We start from the raw sequence: 18,415 nt of genomic DNA, 5'->3' as shown, positions 1-18,415 counted from the left end.
TACAACTTTGCAAAAATCATGAGCGAAGAAAACGAAGAAAAAGAACCCAAGCTGATCATCGACGACGATTGGAAAACGCAGGTTCAAAAGGAAAAGGAAGCTCTGGCGGAGAAGCAAGCAGCTGCCGAGAGCACTCCGGATGACGCAACGCCCGCGGCGACTGAAGAGTCTCAAGCGGCGGACGATTCGCAGCCCGCTGGCGATATCGAACCACCTCCCGCATCGTTTGAGATGCTGGTGGCGATGCTCGGCTCTCAAGCCTTGATCTCGCTGGGCAAGGTTCCCAACCCGATGACGGGTGAAAGCGAACCAAACAAAGCGATCGCCAAGCACTACATCGACACGCTGGCGATGCTGCAAGAAAAGACCAAGCGAAACCTGACCGGTCAGGAACACGACAACTTAACGCAGACGCTGCACCAGTTGCGGATGTTGTTCGTATCGATGTAATCGCGTCGGGCAGAAATTGCCCGACGACAAACGACTGAAACCGCGAAGATCAAGTCGCCAAGCTGCCCGCTTCGACTTGTTCGGTCTCTGGAATCCGCCGAAAGACGCGGCGGATGATCAACAGCGCTGTAAAGATCAGCGCCGCACCGACGTAGAAAGGAATCCCCGGTAAGTGGATCGGGGCATCGTCGGAGATGAAGTAGCTGAACAATCCGGCGGTGAAAAACGTCGGTGCGATCACGTTGGTCAGACTGATCAACGACGTCAGCGCTCCCTGCACCTTCCCTTGCTCCGACGGGTCGATCGCCCCGGCGACAAGACTCTGCATCGCCGGCCCGCTGACTCCGCCAAAGCCGCCGAAGATGATGATGCAGGGAATCATCCAGCCCTGCGTCGCCGATCCGTATCCGAGAAATGCGATGAAGGAGATCGTCACGCCGATCAGAACGGTGCGACGTTCACCAAACCGCTTGATCGTCGGCCGCACCAGTCCTCCCTGCACCAACATCGCCATCAATCCGACCAGCCCCAAGGCGAGTCCATTGGTCTGTTGATTCCAATCGAATCGATATCCGGTGTACAGAACCCAGACGTTTTCCAAGCCGCGTTGGGCCAGCGAGGTGCAGACGATCGCAACGGCTAACCCCGCGACGATCGGATACTGACGCAGGCGTTGCAGCGACCCCAGCGGATTGGCTTTGGCGAGCGTGAAACTGCTGCGACGCTCTGGCGGCAGCGATTCGGGCAAAATGAAATAGCCGTACAACCAGTTCACCAGCGCCAGCCCTGCGGCGACAAAAAATGGTAACCGCAAATCGAAAGCACCCAGCAAACCGCCAAGCGCTGGTCCGATGATAAAGCCCATTCCAAAAGCGACTCCGACCAAGCCGAAGTTACGCGCCCGCGTATCGGCTGTCGAAACATCGGCGATATAAGCGTTGGCGGTCGAGATGCTGGCTCCCATCACGCCGGCAAAGATCCGTCCGGCAAACAACCAACCGATATTGGTCGCCAAGCCCTGGACGATGAAGTCGACGCCGAGGCCAAACAGCGAACAAAGGATCACCGGTCGGCGACCGAAGCGATCCGACAGTGCTCCGACGATTGGGGCGAAGATGAACTGCATCAACGCGTAGACCGAACCGATCACACCGACATACCAGCTAGCGTTGGCGGTGCTCCCCTCGACGAAGCTTTTCACCAATTCGGGCAGCACGGGAATGATGATCCCGATCCCCAAGATATCGATGAACAGGGTGATCAGGATGAAAGAGATAGCGGCTTGTCGCCGTTGCCCGGGCTTGTTCACTGTCGCTCCGCTGTGTTGAACAACGCGATCGACGCGTGATCCTTGATTCCGTTAAGCCGCCATTTTGTACGACGGCTGGCAAAAGGTAAAGCAGGATCAAGGATTCGCTTTGGCAATCGCGGCAATCAAGGTTTCGCGGCGGACCGGTTTGGAGACGTAGTCGTCCATCCCCGCCGCCAGACACAGCTCGCGATCGCCTTGGATCGCATGCGCCGTCATGGCGATGATGTATTGATGCCGATCGGTTCCCTGTTCGCGGCGGCGGATCGCGGCGGTCGCTTCGTAGCCATCCATCTCGGGCATCTGCACATCCATTAAGACGACATCAAACGCTCGCCGTTCCAGTTGCTCCAAGGCCTGCCGACCATTTTCCGCGATCTCGACCCGATGACCTTTTAAGATCGCAATCGCAACGGTTCGGTTCACCACGCTGTCCTCGACCAGCAGGATATCCAGCGGCGGCAGCACGATCTCTGGCGTGGCGGCAACGGGAACCGCGGTCACTCTCGGGCGGTCGCTTTGCAATACTTTGCACAGCACTTGAAACAGCTCCGATTGCTTGACCGGCTTAGTCAGCCACGCCGCAGCTCCCGCGGTGGCATCTCGTTGCCCTTCGACGATGCCCATCACAACGACACGAATCGGCAACCGAGTCTTTCCATCGCCGGCGGCTTGCAGCAACGACTGCGGATCGCCGACATGGTCGTCCAACAACGCGACCCGAATCGGATGAGGCGTCGCGGGGCTGCGGTCGATCACTTCCAACGCCTCCGGAATCGATGCGACAGCGATCGGCGACATCTGTTTGGCAACCAGCATCTGTTCCAAGATCGCCCGATTGGTTGGATTCGGTTCGACGACCAAAACGCCAACGCCAACCAACAGGTCGCCGTCGGGAAGCACTTGCGGCTCGCCGCTGGCGACACCAAACTCGACTTCAAAATGGAACTCGCTGCCGTGCTGCGAATCGCTTTCCGCCCAGATCTTTCCCTGCATCAATTTGACCAACTGGGCACAGATGCTGAGCCCTAAACCGGTGCCGCCGTATTGCCGCGTCGTCGACGAATCGGCTTGCTCAAAGGCTTCGAACAGTCGATCCATCTGGTCGGGCTGGATCCCGATTCCGCTGTCTTTGACGACAACATGCAGCCGCACGCGATCGTCACCGATCCTTTTGGCCACGCCGACGCGCACAAGGATCTCGCCCCGCTCGGTAAACTTGATCGCGTTGTTCAACAGGTTTGTCATCACTTGCCGCAACCGCAACGGATCGCCGACAAGCGTCACCGGGACGTCGGCATCGCAATCACACAACATTACGTTGCCACGGTGCTCGGCGCGAAGGGCGAGCGATTTGAGCGTATCGTCCAACAGATCGCGAAGATTAAAATCGGCGTGCTCCATCTGCAAATGGCCGGCTTCGATCTTGGAGAAGTCCAGGATATCGTTGATCACCGAAAGCAGCGATTCAGCGGAATCGACGACCGTGCTCAAATGATCGCGCTGCGATTCCGATAGCTCCGTCCGTAAGACCGCTTCGGTCAATCCGATCACGGCGTTAAGCGGCGTGCGAATCTCGTGGCTCATGTTGGCCAGGAATTCGCTTTTCGCGCGACTCGATCGCTCCGCTTGATCGCGAGCGCTGCGGAGTTCACGTTCCAGCGATTTCCGCCACGAGTTGTCGATCACGCTGGCTCGGATCATTCGCCGGTTGCGGTCGGGATGGCTGACCAGCCGGACCTCGCATTCGACTAGCCCGCCGTCGATGCGTTGGTGAACCCAATCGAAGACGGCAACTCCCTCTGCATAAGCTTGGCGGATGTATTCGTGTGCTTTCTCGTCAGACGTTTTCCCATCGGGTTGCAGCGGCGGGCTGAGATCGTTGGGGCGCGATCGCAGCAATTGCTCTCGCGTGATCCCAAAGATCTTCAGCGCACTGTCGTTGCCATCGACGAACAATTGCGACTCGAGATCGAGCATCAAGATCGCTTCGGGAGAATGATCGACCAGCCCGCGGTAGCGTTTCTCGCTGGTCAGCAGCTCTTCGTTGAGGTGTTCCAGCTGATGATTGATCCGCGAGATGCGTTCCTCCTGGTGCTTGCGTTCGGTGATGTCGCGTGCGATCCCACAGGTTCCGACCACGTTGCCCGTCTCATCCTTCAGCGGCATCTTGGTCACCAGCACCCATCGCTGTCGGCCATCGGGGCGGACCAACAACTCCTCTTTGTTGATCAACGGCTTGCCGCTGCGGATGATCGCTTGTTCGTCGACATCGGTCTGCTGTGCGAATTCCGTTGTCCAGATATCGGCATCGGTCTTGCCCAACATCGCTTCGGGACTCTCCAATCCGCAACTGGAAGCCATCGCCTGGTTGGCTCGAAAAAAGCGACCTTCGAGATCCTTGAAGAAGACGGGGTCGGGGATGTTTTCGACCAACGTGCTCAACAGATGCTGGTGCTTGGCCAGCTCGCGATGCGCCACATGCAGATCGGCTGTCGTCGATCGAACGCTTTCATCGAGCGTCTTGTTCGAAACAACTAACTGACGGTTCAACTGGATCAATTCGGTTTCGGTCCGAAAAAAGACCTGCATCGCGTAGGCCAGGGCGGCAGCATAGGCGAAGATCCGCAGCAGATGCCACCACCACCACGTGGCATCCCATAGCGTCGAGAGTCCGAATAAGATCGCTGCGGTTCCGAGCATCAGAGTGCAGGACAGGAACAGCCAGTCTTCGTAGCGTCCGGCCAGATAAAACCGACGGGTAAAGAAGCCGCAGGCGATCAGAAAGCCCAGCCCGCCGATCCCGTTCAGCAATCGTGGCGCCAGCGTAAACTGATCGGCCCAGATCATGGTCGGCAACGACGCCGCGAACAAACAACTCAGTGTCCCCAGGCTCACGCTGGCGGCCAATGCGATGCTGGGCATCCACCGCGCACCGTGCTTCTGCAACCAGGTGCGATACCAAACCAAGGCAAAGACGACACCGCCCAGACACGTCCCTACGCTGTGCAGCCAAATAAAGTTATCGCCGACCGCAACGCCGGCTTGGAACAGATCCAACACGCCCATCGAAATCAGCGCGGCGGCCATCACCGGGTAGTGCCGGTTGTTTTCGCGTCGCGCCCGTTCGACGATCAAGATGCTGGCGATCGCGATCGCGATCAAACCGCCCGTCGCTTCCAACAGCGAATGGAGCGGCAGATGTTGGAACCGCGCCTCGGGAAACATACGCTGCGCAAGCATCGCTCCGCACAACGGCACCGCCAACGCGAGGGTGCCCCCTGCGACAAGCGACATAAACCGTTTTCGGCTGCGCATCAATCGTCCCCTTTACCAACACGATGTTCCCCCCTCCCATCGTAACCCAATTCAGCGGCGGCGTTACAAATTTCGCCACCGTCGCGCCGGGCGAACCGGCGCCAATTTGAGAAATCAGCCGCCACGCGTTAGCGTCCGATTGTCCGAGGGAACCGGACGCTAACGCGTGACGGCTGATTTGGGCTCGCACCGTCGCAACGCTTGCTTCTCGGCTACGGAGAGACGTCAAACGCCTTGGTCAATGGCTTGGCGATTCGGTTGTCGCTGGTGGTAAAATCTTCGCCCAACGCCGCGGCAACGGTCGCCGCAACTTGCGCCTGCGTCAACTCCGCGGTCGATGGTTTCGACAACGGCGGCGTATCGGGGCCCAACACGGCGATCCAGATGAATTCCGATCCGGGGATCGACGCCCCGTGGCTCTTCCAACCGACGCGATCGTCGCCGCGGCCATGATCGGTGGTTATGATGAAGGTCGTCTTGTCGCGGTATTGGTCGATCTTCTGGCACGTGTTCCACAGTTGTTCGATCGCCCGATCCGATCGCAACGCAGCGTCGAGATATTGATCGTACCGACCATCGTGAGCCCAGTCGTCGGTTTCGCCCAAGGCGACGTAGAGCACTCGCGGCTGTTTGACTTTCAAGTATTCCAACGCGCCCCGTGCGGTGAAAGCATCGTATCGCACGCTGCTCCAATAGCGAGGCAGACTGTTCGACAACAGGTTCCACTGAGCCAGTTCCCTTTCGTTGCCAATGACATCCAAGTCCTGCCAGCCGGCATTGACATAGATCTCGCTGCGTTGCTGGTTCAAGATGAAGGGAAAGACATCCCAAGAACCAAACGCGGCGATGCGATCGCGATACGCGGGCTTGCCGTTGAGCCACTCGAGAACGCTGACGTTTTTGTTCGGCCGCTTGGCATTCGAATCGATCGTCTCGTCGCCAAAACCACACAACAGTTCGCTGTATCCGGGATATGAAAAGTAGCGACCGTTGGTGACGCGGACGACGCTTCCCGCGTTGACGTCGCCGTAGACCTGCCCCTGCTTGGCAATCACGCTCCAGAAGAAGGGCATCAAGCGAGCGCGACGCGCTTCGGGCGTACTGGCGTCAAACCGCTGGCGAAGCGGATCGAGTTCGCGGACGCCGCCGTCGTCGCGGTTCATCAATCGCGCGTCGGCTCCGGAAAAGAGATCCTGCCAACGCAGCCCATCGATCGAAATCAGGACCACGTTTTCGGTACGTCGATCAGCCGCGTTGGCCGGACGTGGGGAACAGGTGATGATGAGGCTGGCGATCAGCAGCAGCAAGAGGGTTTTCGTTTTGGTCATCTCAGTTCGAACACCGCGTTTGGAAGGGAATACAGACGCGGCGATCGAGCTGGCTCAGGAGAGCACTTCCTTGATGACGTGTCCGTGAACATCGGTCAAACGGCGTTCGATTCCATTGTGGTAGAAGGTCAGCCGCTCGTGATCGAGCCCTAGTATATGCAGGATCGTGGCGTGAAAGTCGTAGACGGTGGCAACTTTTTCGACCGCCTTGTGCCCAAACTCATCGGTCGCTCCGTAAGTGTACGGCGCCTTCACGCCCGCACCGGCCATCCACGCGGTGAAGCCATCGGGATTGTGATCGCGGCCGCTGGCACCGGCTTGAAACGTCGGCATCCGACCGAATTCGGTACACCACACGATCAGCGTGTCCTTCAACAGACCTCGTTGTTTCATATCGCGGACCAGCGCCGCGGTCGGCTGATCCAACACCGGACCATGTTTGCTGTACTGTTGTTCCAACGCCTTGTGCCCGTCCCAGTTGCTGACACCTTCGCCGCCGGTTTGATAAGCCCCGTTGAAGACCTGCACAAACCGCACGCCCTGTTCGACCAATCGCCGCGCCAAGATACAGTTGCGAGCATAGGCCGCCTTCAACGAATTCTGTGTATCGTCGGCACCGTACATTTTCAGCGTCGCCGCCGATTCGGTCGACAGATCGCTCACCTCGGGCACGCTCAACTGCATCCGCGCCGCCAGTTCATAGCTGGCAATCCGCGCAGCCAGTTCCGAATCGCCGGGATAGTCTTCCAAGTGGCGACGATTCATCGACTGCAGAAACGCCCGCGTCCGCCGATCGGTCTCCGCATCGATCCCAACCGGACGCTGTAGATTCCGCAGCGGCTTGGCCGCGTTGAAGTCGGTCCCTTGAAACGCAGCCGGCAGGAAACCGGGGCCCCAATTGTTGACGCTCGACTGCGGCGTGCCACGCGGATCGGGAATCGCAACGTAGGCGGGCAAGTCGGTGTTTTCGGTTCCCAACGCCCACGTCAGCCACGCTCCCATGCTGGGGAAACCGTCGAGCGTAAAGCCTGTCGACATGAAGTTTTCGCCCGGACCGTGCGTGTTCGTCTTGCCGGTCAGCGAATGGAAGAAACACATCTCATCGGCAAGCTCTCCCAACATCGGAACCAGATCCGAGACCATCTTGCCCGATTCGCCTCGCGGCCGGAACTTCCAAGGGCTCTTGGTGAGGTTGCCCTGGGCGCCTTGAAAGGTCAGCAGATTCTCAGCTCCCGGCAACGGTTGGCCATGCCGTTTGATCAGTTCCGGCTTGTAGTCAAACGTATCGATCTGGCTGCACGCGCCGCTGCAGAAGATCATCAACACGTTTTTCGCTCGCGGCGCAAAGTGACTGTCGCGACTGGCAAACGGTTGCGATGGATCGATCTGCGGTCGCAGTGGTGCATTGTTCGCAGCAAGCAAACCTTGCTGATGCAACATGCTGGCCACGGCGATCCCGCCGAGCCCTCCGGCGGCATTCAACAACAACTGTCGACGTGATGAAGTTTGCATGACAAATCAATCTCAGAGGGGAGCATTTTTTGGGGGATGCCTGCGGTCGGTCCAGCCGACCCGACGCGGGAGCTCTTGCGAGCGGTTCCGATCTAGGGGACGAAGACAAATTCGTTGGCGTTCAAGATCGCTCGAGCGAACTGTTGCCAATCGTTTTGCTGGACAAAGGCGAGCGCCGCAGTCGACTCTTCCGCATCGGGGAGCCGCGAGAAACAGAGCTGATAGGCCAGGGCGACTTTCGCCGCCGGATCGCTCGCCTCGCTCTCGAGTCGCTGGACCAGGAAGTCAGCCTGCTGCAAAACGAACCGGCTGTTCAAAAGATTCAGAGCCTGCAGCGGTGTCGTCGATCGATTGCGTTGTGGCACGACTTGATTGAAGTCGGGGCAATCGAAGACGCCAAAGACGGCATCGCGTTCCTGACGAACGCGCGTCATGTAGACCATCCGCCGCCAATCGGCTGGACCAAAGTCCTTTTTGGGGAAGTAGTGTCGCACGTTTTCGGGTTCGATTTCGAACGCGCTAAATCCGGGGCCACCTTGCTTCAGATCCAACTTGCCGGTGACCGACAAGATACTGTCGCGGATCGCTTCGGCCGACAGGCGTCGCGGCGGGAATCGCCACAGCAATCGGCTGCTCGCATCGACCGCCAGACCTTGGTCGCGAGGCAGGCTATCCTGCTGCCAAGCCTTGGAGGTCAAGATCAGGCGGTGGATGTGTTTGGTCGACCACCCGCTGTCGATCAATTCAGCAGCGAGCCAATCGAGCAGTTCGGGATGGGTTGGCGGAGTGCCGTTGCCGCCGAAGTCGCTGGGCGTGTCGACGATCCCGGTGCCGAAGTGGAACTGCCAAATCCGATTCACAAAGACGCGGGCGGTCAACGGATTGTCGGCCGATGCGATCCAGTTTGCGATCGCCACACGTCGCTGTTGTTCGGGCGTGTCGCTGGCGAGCGATAAATCGGTCAGCGAGCGGATCGCCGCGGGAGCGACCTGTTCGCGAGGCGATCCGATTTCGCCACGGTTGAGCCGGTGCGTCGGTGCGGGCTGGCTGAACGTTCCGGCGTAAACGGTCGGCGTCTTTAAGAGCGATTCACGCAGCGAATTGAGTTCTTCCAACCGCTGCAATTGCTGGCGGCCCATCTCGGCTTCGGCCTCGGTTGCGTGGGCGAAGTCGTAGCGGATCGGCGTCGCGCTGGAATCGCCATGCGGCAACCGATCCGCTCCGTTGGCAACTTCCGTCCAGGCATCGCCATCGATCGAGATCTCGATTCGATATTCGGTCGCCAAGCGGTCGCGATACCTTCCTTCCGAATCACGAGCCCATTGGATCCGGTCGATCGATTGGGTTTTGGGAAGTTCGATTTGCACCCAACCGCCGGACGCTTTGGCGGCGATCCAACTGCGGGCGTTGCCAAACCGTCCGTCGTTGATGTGCTCCAACTTATGAAGCGGATGGACAAAGTCGCCATTGGACGTCGCGATCGCGCCGCCACTGGCAAGGGCTACGTTTTGATCGCCGCTAAAGATTTCCAACTCATCAATGCAGGGCTGCGACTGGTTCGTTGCCAGAATCGTGAAGCGAACGAATCGCGCGTCGACCGGCTCCAACTGCTCCACGTTTCCCTTGGCGTCGACCGCTGGCCGTGATACATCCTTGGCGACGAAGGGAGACAAATGCTGGCGAGCGTCGGCGATCTGGCGATCGATTTCTTCCAGTTGCTTCCGCGCGTCGTCACGTAAAGGCAATGCCCGTTCGGCGTGGTTGACTCCCGAAAAGACCGCCTGCATCGCGTAATAATCGGTCTGAGAAACCGGATCGAACTTGTGGTTGTGGCATCGCGCACAACCTAGCGACAGCCCCAGGAAAGCGGTTCCCGTCGTGTTGACGATGTCAGCCAGTTCGTCCTGCCGCTGCGTCAGCCGCAACAACGGGTCGGCTCCTTTGACCAGATCATACGGACCGCCGACCAGAAACCCCGTCGCCACATCGGCGCCAAGGGCATCGCCCGCGATCTGCTGGCGAACGAAATCGTCGTAGGGCTGGTCGGCGTTAAACGCGTCGACCACCCAGTCTCGGTAGTACCAAGCGTTCGGGCGTTCGCGATTGGTTTCAAAGCCATGCGTCTCGCCGAACCGGACCAGGTCCAGCCACTGCGTCGCCATCGCCTCACCATATCGCGGACTGGCCAGTAGCTCTTCCACCAGCAATTCCCAGGCGTTGTCGCGAGTGTCGCCGACAAACGCATCGACTTGTTGCGGCGTTGGAGGCAGTCCGTGCAGCACTTGATAAGCGCGGCGAACCAGCCGTCGACGGGGCGCGGTGGGAGACTGCGACAGCCCCGCCGCTGAGAGCTTTGCATCGAGAGAGGCATCGACCGCATGAGCTTGCGAATCGGAGCCGTTGGGAACCGTTGGCCGTTGCAACGGCTGAAACGACCAATGATCGATCGTCTGTTTGGCCAGTTCCGCCTTTGCCGGCTGCCATAACTCGGCATCATCGATCCATGCCTTGAACAGCTCAACTTGTGCAGGCGGCAAGCGGTCGCCGTCGGGAGGCATTTGGTGGGCCGCGTCGTCGCTGGTCAGACGGTGGATCAGATCGCTGCGTTTGCTGTCTCCCGGCACGATCGCGGCTTCGCCCGAATCACCACCTCGCAGTGCGGTGAGCAAACTATCGAGCCGGAGATCCGATTCGGCAGCATCGGGACCATGGCAATCGATGCAATGTTCTTGCAAGATCGGCAGGATCTGGTTCTCAAAATCGACAGCTCGCACAGGCGATGCCGTTGCGACTAGCGACACCGCGACAAGCAAAAGGTTCTTCAGCGAGATGAACTTCGCAGGATAGAAACGAATGCTGTAAACCGACTCTTTCCCACGAATCATGATCCAGCCTCTTCATGTATCTTGGAGAACGCGCAGCGGTGGGAGAATCCTGGGGCAAGGGTTCTCCGTAGCGTTTCATCTGTGAAGTCGATCGCTCAAAACGATCAAGCTTCTTTTGGTTCCGTCTCGACGGCATCGACCATCGCTGTCAAACGTTGAAGGACAATTTCCATGTGCTGTCGCATCGCCAATTCGGCGGCATCGGGATCTCGAGCTTCGATTGCGTCGACGATCTCGATATGCAACTTGTGTCCCAATGCGTTGTCGGCAGGGGAAGGTGTCGTTTGTGCCATCTGTGTCAACACAAACTCATAGATCACTTCCATGATGTTCTGCATCAACACATTGTCCGCCGCTTGGAGGAGTCGACGATGGAAGCGGAAGTCCAATTCGAGCGACTTTTCGCATGGAAGATCGACGTTGACCAATCGCTCCAGGATGGCTCGAAGCTCCGCGACGTCCTCCGCCGTGCCACGTTGAGCGGCTTGACGGACGGCCTGGACCTCAATCGCCGTTCGCAGTTCGGTGTAGGAGAGCAGTTCGCGGGGCGAGATCGTGACGGCCGACCGCAACATCCGCACGCAACTGGTCAACGAATCGGTCTCGGCGACAAAAGTGCCGTTGCCACGTTGGATCTCGACTAGCCCCAGCCCTCGCAGGCGAGCCAGCGCTTCGCGGAGCACCGGTCGGCTAACTTCCAGTTGTTTGATCAGCTCCATTTCACCGGGCAACCGATCGCCCGACGTGAGCCCTTTGGACTCGATTTCATGTCGGATCCGCTCGACCACTTCATCGACGGAAGAACGCCGCGGCACGGGGGTCAATTGCACGATCGATTCCTTATACGAGACAAGTGATTAGGGTTCGAACGGCGCACTGCCGCTCGCAGACCTTTGAGGCGTGAATCCTAACACTTCGCAACTGGACGGGCTAGAAACCCTCCCGCCAAGCCAAAGACTTCAACGCACTGCTTGTCAGACATAATAGACGCCGAAACAGCCGAGGTAAACATGCGAGCCCCACCTTTTGGCTACTTACCTCTACCTTCAGTAGTTTGCGAGGGAATGGGCAGCGAGCGTCCTGCCGTTCATTTAACGGCATGAAACAGAGGGATTGGACTGAGCATCTCCGTGGATTGTCCGCGGCATGATGGCCCCGGCGGCACGGCGTCACAAGCTCGTTCCGGGTGGATCCCAAGCTGCAGAAAATGAATCTCGCTCGAAAAGCGAGATGGGCGGAAACCTTCAAGAAACCGCGTTTGGGCGTGGTTTCGCCGGAGATCGGACGCAAGATCTCAACGGGATTGCATGGTCAAGCGAGTTGCGAACCGAACTCATCCTTGGTCCGCAGCAAGCGACTTGGCCAGTGAACGATGAAGGTTCGGATCTCAGATGCGATCGGTTGCCGATTCGATAGGGACGGGACGGCCGAAGTAGTAGCCTTGTGCCAGATCAAATCCAATGCTTTGACAGAACTCCGCTTCGGCTTTGCTTTCAATCCCTTCCGCAAGTGCTTGGATGTCGAGTTCGCGAACCATCTTAACCAGGGCCTCCAGCATTCGTTGACGCTCGGGGCTAGCGGTATCGATGCCACGGATCAGGGACATATCGAATTTGACGAATTCCGGACGCGCCTGGACCAATTCGCTGAGCCGCGCTTGCCCGGCACCGAAGTCGTCGTAGGCGAGCCCTATCCCCAAGGACTGCAATTTTGTCTGCAGCAGGCTGAGCAGTTCGGGATTGGTGACCGCCGATTCATGGATTTCGAGGACCAATCGAGTGCTACCGGCCATGTCGCGAAGCTGTTCCAACGAAGCCTCCAACCCATCGTTTGCCAATTCCGCCGGGTGCGTGTTGACAAACAACACCGGACATTGGGGCAGACTGCGTCCAACGCGAACTCCTTCCCAACGCAACATCTGGCTGAGATCGACTTCCAAATTCAACTGGGAAGCCGCTTCAAACATCGCACCGACCGACTCGAGCCCGAAGACCCGGCCACGGCCCAGAATTTCGAACCCCAGCATTTCACTGTCAGCCATTTGCACGATCGGCTGAAAATGAGGAACAACCAACCGTTCGCTCATCAAACGATCGAACTGCACCAGCGCCAACGCCTGATCGCAAACATTCTGCGGGATCGTCCCCGACATCGATGCCCCCACGCTTTGGCGGCGGATGCGAAACAACGCTTCGGCGAAATGAACGAGATCCTCTTCTCCCAGTCGTACCGGTTGTGAGATCCGTTGACCATTAACAAATGTGCCATTGGTGCTCCCTAGGTCTTGCAACCACAACTGGCCCTCTTCGGTCCACAAACTGGCATGCGCACTGCTGACGGTGTTGTATCCCAAAGTCAGATTTACATTTGCCTTGCGTCCAACCACAAAGGGTTCTTCCTCGACCGGAATGTATCGAGAAACATCACCGGGCCGAGTCGGACCGCTGAGAAACCACACATCACTGCCGATCTCGCCGGACAGTTTATTGGGTGCGTTCATGTTTGGAGCCATTGTCATATTCAGTGCAATCCGCAAGAAGACGGTTTGTCCATTCCGGAACTCGTATGTTCTGTGAACTTCCGAAGTTTAGAACGCAAAACAGGGCACTGAACAGAACACACCATCTTTTTTGCTAGTTTGTCTGTTCTCACTTCCCTCGCTGAACTAGCGAGCTAGATTTCAGCGTAACGTCTGCAATCCAGCATCGCTCGACCCTCGCTTGGTGACCCTAGTGACTGTACTGAACCAAACGCTTAGCATCGATTCCGCGCTGTTGTCCGGCCTGTTAGGTGGTGATACCTTCTGGCCGACCGAACCGCGAAATCTCCACGAAACCGGTCTCTCGGAATCGTATATCGACGCGTTGATATTAAAGATCTTCCTATCGACTGGCACACTCAGCGGTCGCGCGATGGCCGAACGAACAGGGATTCCGTTTGGTGTCGTCGAACCACTGCTCGAAGCCCAACGTACGCGTCAACTGATCACCCACGTCCGCCCGGCAGCCTTCAACGACTACTATTATTCATTGTCCGAAAACGGACAAAAGCGGGCCCAGACGCACATGAGCCATTGTGCCTACACCGGGCCAGCTCCCGTTCCGTTGAGCGATTACGTTTTAAGCGTCGAGGCGCAAGCGGCGGGGCTCGACCCGATCGGTTACGACGACCTCCGTTCGGCACTTTCAAGCATCTCGCACAACAACGAACTGTTGGACCAACTGGGACCCGCGATCAACAGCAACAGCGGTCTGTTTCTGTTTGGACCACCGGGTAACGGGAAGACCACGATCGCGCGTTGCCTGACACAATGCCTGGGACAAGAGATCTGGATCCCTCATTCGATCCTCGATGATGGCAATTTGATCAAAGTCCAAGACGATGCTTTTCATCGGCCGATGCCGATCCCCGAATCGGGCGACGGAATCATCAAAGCCCAACAATGGGATCGTCGTTGGGTGCGGATCCAGCGTCCTACCGTCATCGTTGGCGGTGAATTAGTGATGGAGAATTTGGAGGTTCGCCACGACCCTCGATCGAACACCTGTGAAGCACCGCTGCAACTAAAAAGCAATTGCGGATGCCTGTTGATCGACGACTTTGGTCGCCAACGAATTCAGCCTGAAGAGCTGTTGAATCGTTGGATCATTCCGCTGGAAAACCGGATCGATTTCCTGACCCTCCCTTCGGGCAAGAAGATCGAAATTCCGTTTGAACAGTTGATCATCTTTTCGACAAACCTGAACCCCGACCAATTAGTCGACGAAGCGTTCCTGCGACGCGTGCCTTACAAGATCATGGTCGACGACCCCGACCCCAAGGAATTCACTCGAATCTTCAACCACAACGTCGAGAAGATGGGATTCCCGCAGGTCAAAGGGGCTGCCGAGCATCTGCTGCGGTTCTACGAACAGAGCGGCCGATCGCTGCGGCGATGCCAGCCGCGCGACATCCTGACCCAAGTGAACAATTTCTGTAAGTACAAGAAGATCCCACCTCAGCTGAGACCCGACTTCTTGGACCAAGCATGTAAGAGCTACTTCAGCGAACTATAGAGAGTGGGCAAAATGACAATTTCAGCATTAAAAATCGAGTCGGGCACGGAAACCATCGCTGGCTACAAAGTCTTGCGCAAACTGGGTGCTGGTGGCTACGGCGAAGTCTGGAGCGCCGAAGCGCCCGGCGGGATGGAAAAGGCGATCAAGTTCGTATTCGGTTCGCACGACAGCGAACGGGGCTCGCGAGAACTGCGCTCGTTGAATCGCATCAAAGGGGTCAACCATCCCTTCCTGTTGTCGCTGGAACGTTTCGAGATCGTAAACGGTCAATTGATCATCATCACCGAACTGGCTAGCGGCAGTCTGGAGGACATCTACAACAAACATCGTGAGCGTGGATCGTGTGGGATCCCCAAGTCCGACCTCCTGGGCTATCTGCACGACGCCGCCGACGGACTCGATTACCTGCACGATGAATTCCAGTTGCAACACCTGGACGTCAAACCGGGCAATTTGTTGATCGTTGGCGGGCACGTCAAGGTTGGCGACTTTGGCCTCTTAAAGGACCTCGGCGACGTCGAATGTTCGATGGTCGGTGGGCTGACGCCGATCTACGCCGCCCCGGAAGTCTTCGATGGTCGGCCACACCACAACAGCGATCAATACTCGCTGGCGGTCATGTACCAAGAACTGTTGACCGGGCACCGTCCCTTTGCAGGGCGAACGATCGCTCAACTGGCGACCCAACATGTCCACAGCGCACCGAACCTGGAATCGCTGCCGCCGGCCGACCGGCCCGTGATCGCACGCGCGTTGGAGAAGGATCCCAACCGGCGATTTGCCAGCTGTCAAGATTTGGTGAATCGCTTAAAGCAATCCAACGAACGCCCGGTCGCGATCCCAACCCAAGCCAACCCTATCGATGGGACAACGCAGCGATTCGGCGATCAGAGCGAATGTCTGCCGGCCAGCAACCGTCCTGCCGTCGACAACCTACCGCGGATCGATTCGAAGGAATTATCCGAAATCGCAACCAGCCAAGCGTTTGTCGTCGGGCTCGGTGGCGTCGGCCGCAGCGTGATGGAGCAATTGTGCTTGAAGCAATCGCAAACCAATGGCAGCGATTGCAATCTACAAGGATTGTTGATCGACACCGACGATGCGGAGTTGTACCGATTTCGCGAGTTCGAGATCTCCAACAACTTGATCTGCAACGTCCAACGCGCTTGTTTCCCTCTGAAAAGTCCGCACGACTATCGCGATTCACACGGCGAACGATTTACTTCGATCAGCCGTCGATGGATCTACAACGTTCCCAAAACACGACGCACCGAGGGTTTACGACCGCTGGGACGACTGGCGTTGATCGATCATGCGAGCCATCTGAAACGGATGCTCACCCAGGCGATCTCCGAACTGTCAGTCGATCCATCGGGCAAGCTGAAGCCGCGAATTTATGTCGCCGGATCGCTGTTGGGTGGCACGGCTAGCGGAATGTTCCTGGACGTCACGTTCATGATTCGCAGCCTGTTGGACGAACACAACCTTGCCGACGTTGAAGTCCGACCGCTGATGCTGGCGTCGGTCCCTGAAAACGTCGCCAACGCCGCCCCATTGTCGATCGCATCGACGCATGCGGCGCTCAGCGAAATGCATTACTTCCTGCAACCCAACAAAGGCTATCCCGAGGATCGCGCCAACACGTTGGCCTCCGTTCCCGCCGCGAGAACTCCTCTGCCAGCCGCCTATGTCGCCGCTCCATCGAAGGATCAAGATGGCATCCAATTGCTGTCGGATTATCTGTGGAACGATGCCTTTGTCGCCCCCGCGTTGATGGATCAAGCTCGCCAACGCCCAGAAGTCGACAACGCCAATCGCACCCAAGCGACGCTCCGCAGTTTTGGCGCAGCACCGTTGCAAGTCCGACCGTCGATCGACATCGAAGGCCTGACAAAGCGTTCGATCGATCAAGTCATCCGCGGCTGGATGGGCGACCCAAAGACTCAACACGCCAACCTGCGACACGACGTGACCGCCATCCTCGACCAGATCGGGGTCTCGCCAACACAGTGGGCAAACCAACAGATCGAAGAGATCTTGCACCAGCATCCCGATTGCTGGCGGCGAGAACTGGAACAATCGATCGCTACCGATTTGCAAACGCGACGCGATCCGTCGAGCCCGATCAGCAAAGATGCAGTGATCTTAGGACGCGTGAAAGCGCAACCGTTGTTGGCACTGGCGGCCGAAGCGACGGAATTGACTCAAGACCTACCGCAGCTCGGAAACGGGGCGATTGCATCGCTGATGCAACTGTTGCGAAAGAAACTGCGCGACCAGAAACTGGACCTGTTTCAAGCCGTTGGCCTTCTACGAGCCATCACCAAGCAGTGTTTTGCCTACGCCCAAGATAACGAACGCGAAATCATCGGCTTGATCGAACGGGCCAACGAAACGTTGCATCGCATGATGAGCGATCTAACGTCGACTCGAGTCAAACAAATCGATCTGTCGGAGATCTCCGGTGCCATGATCGATCTGATGCGAGCCGACCTGCAAAAGCCGAACGGCATCCTGTTCGAGAACATCGGCGACCAAGTCAAACGCATCGAGCAAGAACTGCTGGCACATGCCAACGAACTCGCCGATCTGCATCAATTGCTACTGGGGCTCGAATTGCCCAGCGGCGCGTCGTCGAACATGACCGAACGGAAGATCCAACCGATCGTTGCGACCGCGTTGCACGATCAGTTCGCCGACAAATTGCTGTACCGTTGCCTCACCCCAACGCCAGCAGCTCGCCCTGCAAAAATCGGCGACGTTCTCGACCAAATGTTGGCGACCGCCGCGGCAACATCCAACGAAATGTTGAACGATACCAGCGGATCGGGAATCGTATCGGCAGAGGAATTGAATACGCACATCGCCGCAGCCCTCAAACAAGCGTACCCCAAGCTGCTGCGGTTTGGTGGACGCCAACGCGTGCTGTTGGTCGGCGACGACAAACGGCAACTCAATTCGCTTAAGCCAGCGATCGAAGCGGCTGTCGGCGGCGAGATCACAACAGTGGTTGCCCCCAATGCCAAGACGATGATCCTGCACGAAGCTTCGGAGATTCCGGTCGCTTCGATCCTCGGAAACCTGGTCGGCAGCCTAGGGGCCGATCTCACGATCGCCGGTCGTCTGATGAGCCGCTGCGATATCCAGTGGTCCGAGCCAACGGAGAGCAATTCGACAGCCAAGTCGATGACCTTTGGCGGCTAAGACAACGCATGCCGCGAAGACGAATATCACCCTCGCCCCACGCGTGTTACCAACGGCGAAAAGTGGGCGAAAGTCGAACTTCGATTGCTAGCAAATCCACATGCGGCTTGCTGGCAACCGTCACCGACGGATGCACCAATCCGCGGTTTCCGATCGGAACCGCCGGACGCTAGCAAACCATTTCGACTGCGATCCGCTTGCTTGAACAAGCGATGCAATCGGAAATTGGTAAAGGGGATCGATCGGCGGCGCTGCCAGCAAACCGATTAGAAACCGATCCTTTTCGCGATTGCGCCAGCTCGTTCGCTCTACCATCATTCTCGATCAACCACTACGATTGCGCTCGCTGCG

Annotated in this window: 10 protein-coding genes; 3 read left to right on the top strand and 7 right to left on the bottom strand. The window is 57.8% G+C overall.

Annotated features, from left to right (window positions below):
* Window positions 1–18 precede the first annotated feature (18 nt).
* Window positions 19–450, top strand: a complete 432-nt coding sequence (locus EC9_RS04495; RefSeq protein ID WP_145342725.1) for a DUF1844 domain-containing protein — start codon at window positions 19–21, stop codon at window positions 448–450.
* A 49-nt stretch (window positions 451–499) separates the two neighbouring features.
* Here EC9_RS04495 and EC9_RS04490 read toward each other — a convergent pair whose 3' ends face one another.
* The 7 genes from EC9_RS04490 to EC9_RS04460 form a co-directional block, all read right to left on the bottom strand.
* Window positions 500–1,759, bottom strand: coding sequence for a TCR/Tet family MFS transporter (locus EC9_RS04490; RefSeq protein ID WP_231746007.1), 1,260 nt, complete (start codon window positions 1,757–1,759; stop codon window positions 500–502).
* A gap of 96 nt (window positions 1,760–1,855) precedes the next feature.
* Complete coding sequence (locus EC9_RS04485; protein WP_145342723.1) at window positions 1,856–5,077, bottom strand: PAS domain S-box protein; 3,222 nt, start codon at window positions 5,075–5,077, stop codon at window positions 1,856–1,858.
* Window positions 5,078–5,289: 212 nt separating this feature from the next.
* A complete protein-coding gene (locus tag EC9_RS04480; RefSeq protein WP_145342721.1) occupies window positions 5,290–6,405 on the bottom strand; it encodes an alkaline phosphatase family protein in 1,116 nt (371 codons plus the stop codon).
* Window positions 6,406–6,459: 54 nt separating this feature from the next.
* Window positions 6,460–7,917: a DUF1501 domain-containing protein gene (locus EC9_RS04475; RefSeq protein ID WP_232530013.1), complete on the bottom strand. Its 1,458-nt coding sequence runs from the start codon at window positions 7,915–7,917 to the stop codon at window positions 6,460–6,462.
* 92 nt (window positions 7,918–8,009) lie between these two features.
* Entirely contained in the window at window positions 8,010–10,802 is a 2,793-nt protein-coding gene (locus EC9_RS04470) for a DUF1553 domain-containing protein (RefSeq protein ID WP_145342719.1), read from the bottom strand.
* A gap of 104 nt (window positions 10,803–10,906) precedes the next feature.
* Entirely contained in the window at window positions 10,907–11,632 is a 726-nt protein-coding gene (locus EC9_RS04465; RefSeq protein WP_145342717.1) for a FadR/GntR family transcriptional regulator, read from the bottom strand.
* A 557-nt stretch (window positions 11,633–12,189) separates the two neighbouring features.
* Window positions 12,190–13,302, bottom strand: coding sequence for an EAL domain-containing protein (locus EC9_RS04460; RefSeq protein ID WP_246105958.1), 1,113 nt, complete (start codon window positions 13,300–13,302; stop codon window positions 12,190–12,192).
* A 232-nt stretch (window positions 13,303–13,534) separates the two neighbouring features.
* Between EC9_RS04460 and EC9_RS04455 the strand changes: the two genes are divergently transcribed.
* Together EC9_RS04455 and EC9_RS04450 are read left to right on the top strand one after the other, a co-directional pair.
* The gene (locus tag EC9_RS04455; protein ID WP_391556711.1) at window positions 13,535–14,857 is read left to right on the top strand and encodes an ATP-binding protein; all 1,323 of its coding nucleotides are present in this window, start codon (window positions 13,535–13,537) and stop codon (window positions 14,855–14,857) included.
* 12 nt (window positions 14,858–14,869) lie between these two features.
* On the top strand, window positions 14,870–18,064 hold the full coding sequence (locus EC9_RS04450; RefSeq protein ID WP_145342713.1) for a protein kinase domain-containing protein: 3,195 nt from the start codon (window positions 14,870–14,872) through the stop codon (window positions 18,062–18,064).
* Window positions 18,065–18,415 lie beyond the last annotated feature (351 nt).

Source organism: Rosistilla ulvae, assembly GCF_007741475.1.
GTDB lineage: Bacteria > Planctomycetota > Planctomycetia > Pirellulales > Pirellulaceae > Rosistilla > Rosistilla ulvae.
Note: the sequence above shows the minus strand (reverse complement) of the source record. Positions and strands in the feature narration are given on the sequence as shown.

Bases quoted from the DNA above. Each gene is read 5' to 3' on its own strand.
- EC9_RS04480 (WP_145342721.1), bottom strand. From the start codon at position 6,405: ATGACCAAAACGAAAACCCTCTTGCTGCTGCTGATCGCCAGCCTCATC.
- EC9_RS04485 (WP_145342723.1), bottom strand. From the start codon at position 5,077: ATGCGCAGCCGAAAACGGTTTATGTCGCTTGTCGCAGGGGGCACCCTC.
- EC9_RS04495 (WP_145342725.1), top strand. From the start codon at position 19: ATGAGCGAAGAAAACGAAGAAAAAGAACCCAAGCTGATCATCGACGAC.
- EC9_RS04470 (WP_145342719.1), bottom strand. From the start codon at position 10,802: ATGATTCGTGGGAAAGAGTCGGTTTACAGCATTCGTTTCTATCCTGCG.
- EC9_RS04475 (WP_232530013.1), bottom strand. From the start codon at position 7,917: ATGCAAACTTCATCACGTCGACAGTTGTTGTTGAATGCCGCCGGAGGG.
- EC9_RS04460 (WP_246105958.1), bottom strand. From the start codon at position 13,302: ATGAACGCACCCAATAAACTGTCCGGCGAGATCGGCAGTGATGTGTGG.
- EC9_RS04450 (WP_145342713.1), top strand. From the start codon at position 14,870: ATGACAATTTCAGCATTAAAAATCGAGTCGGGCACGGAAACCATCGCT.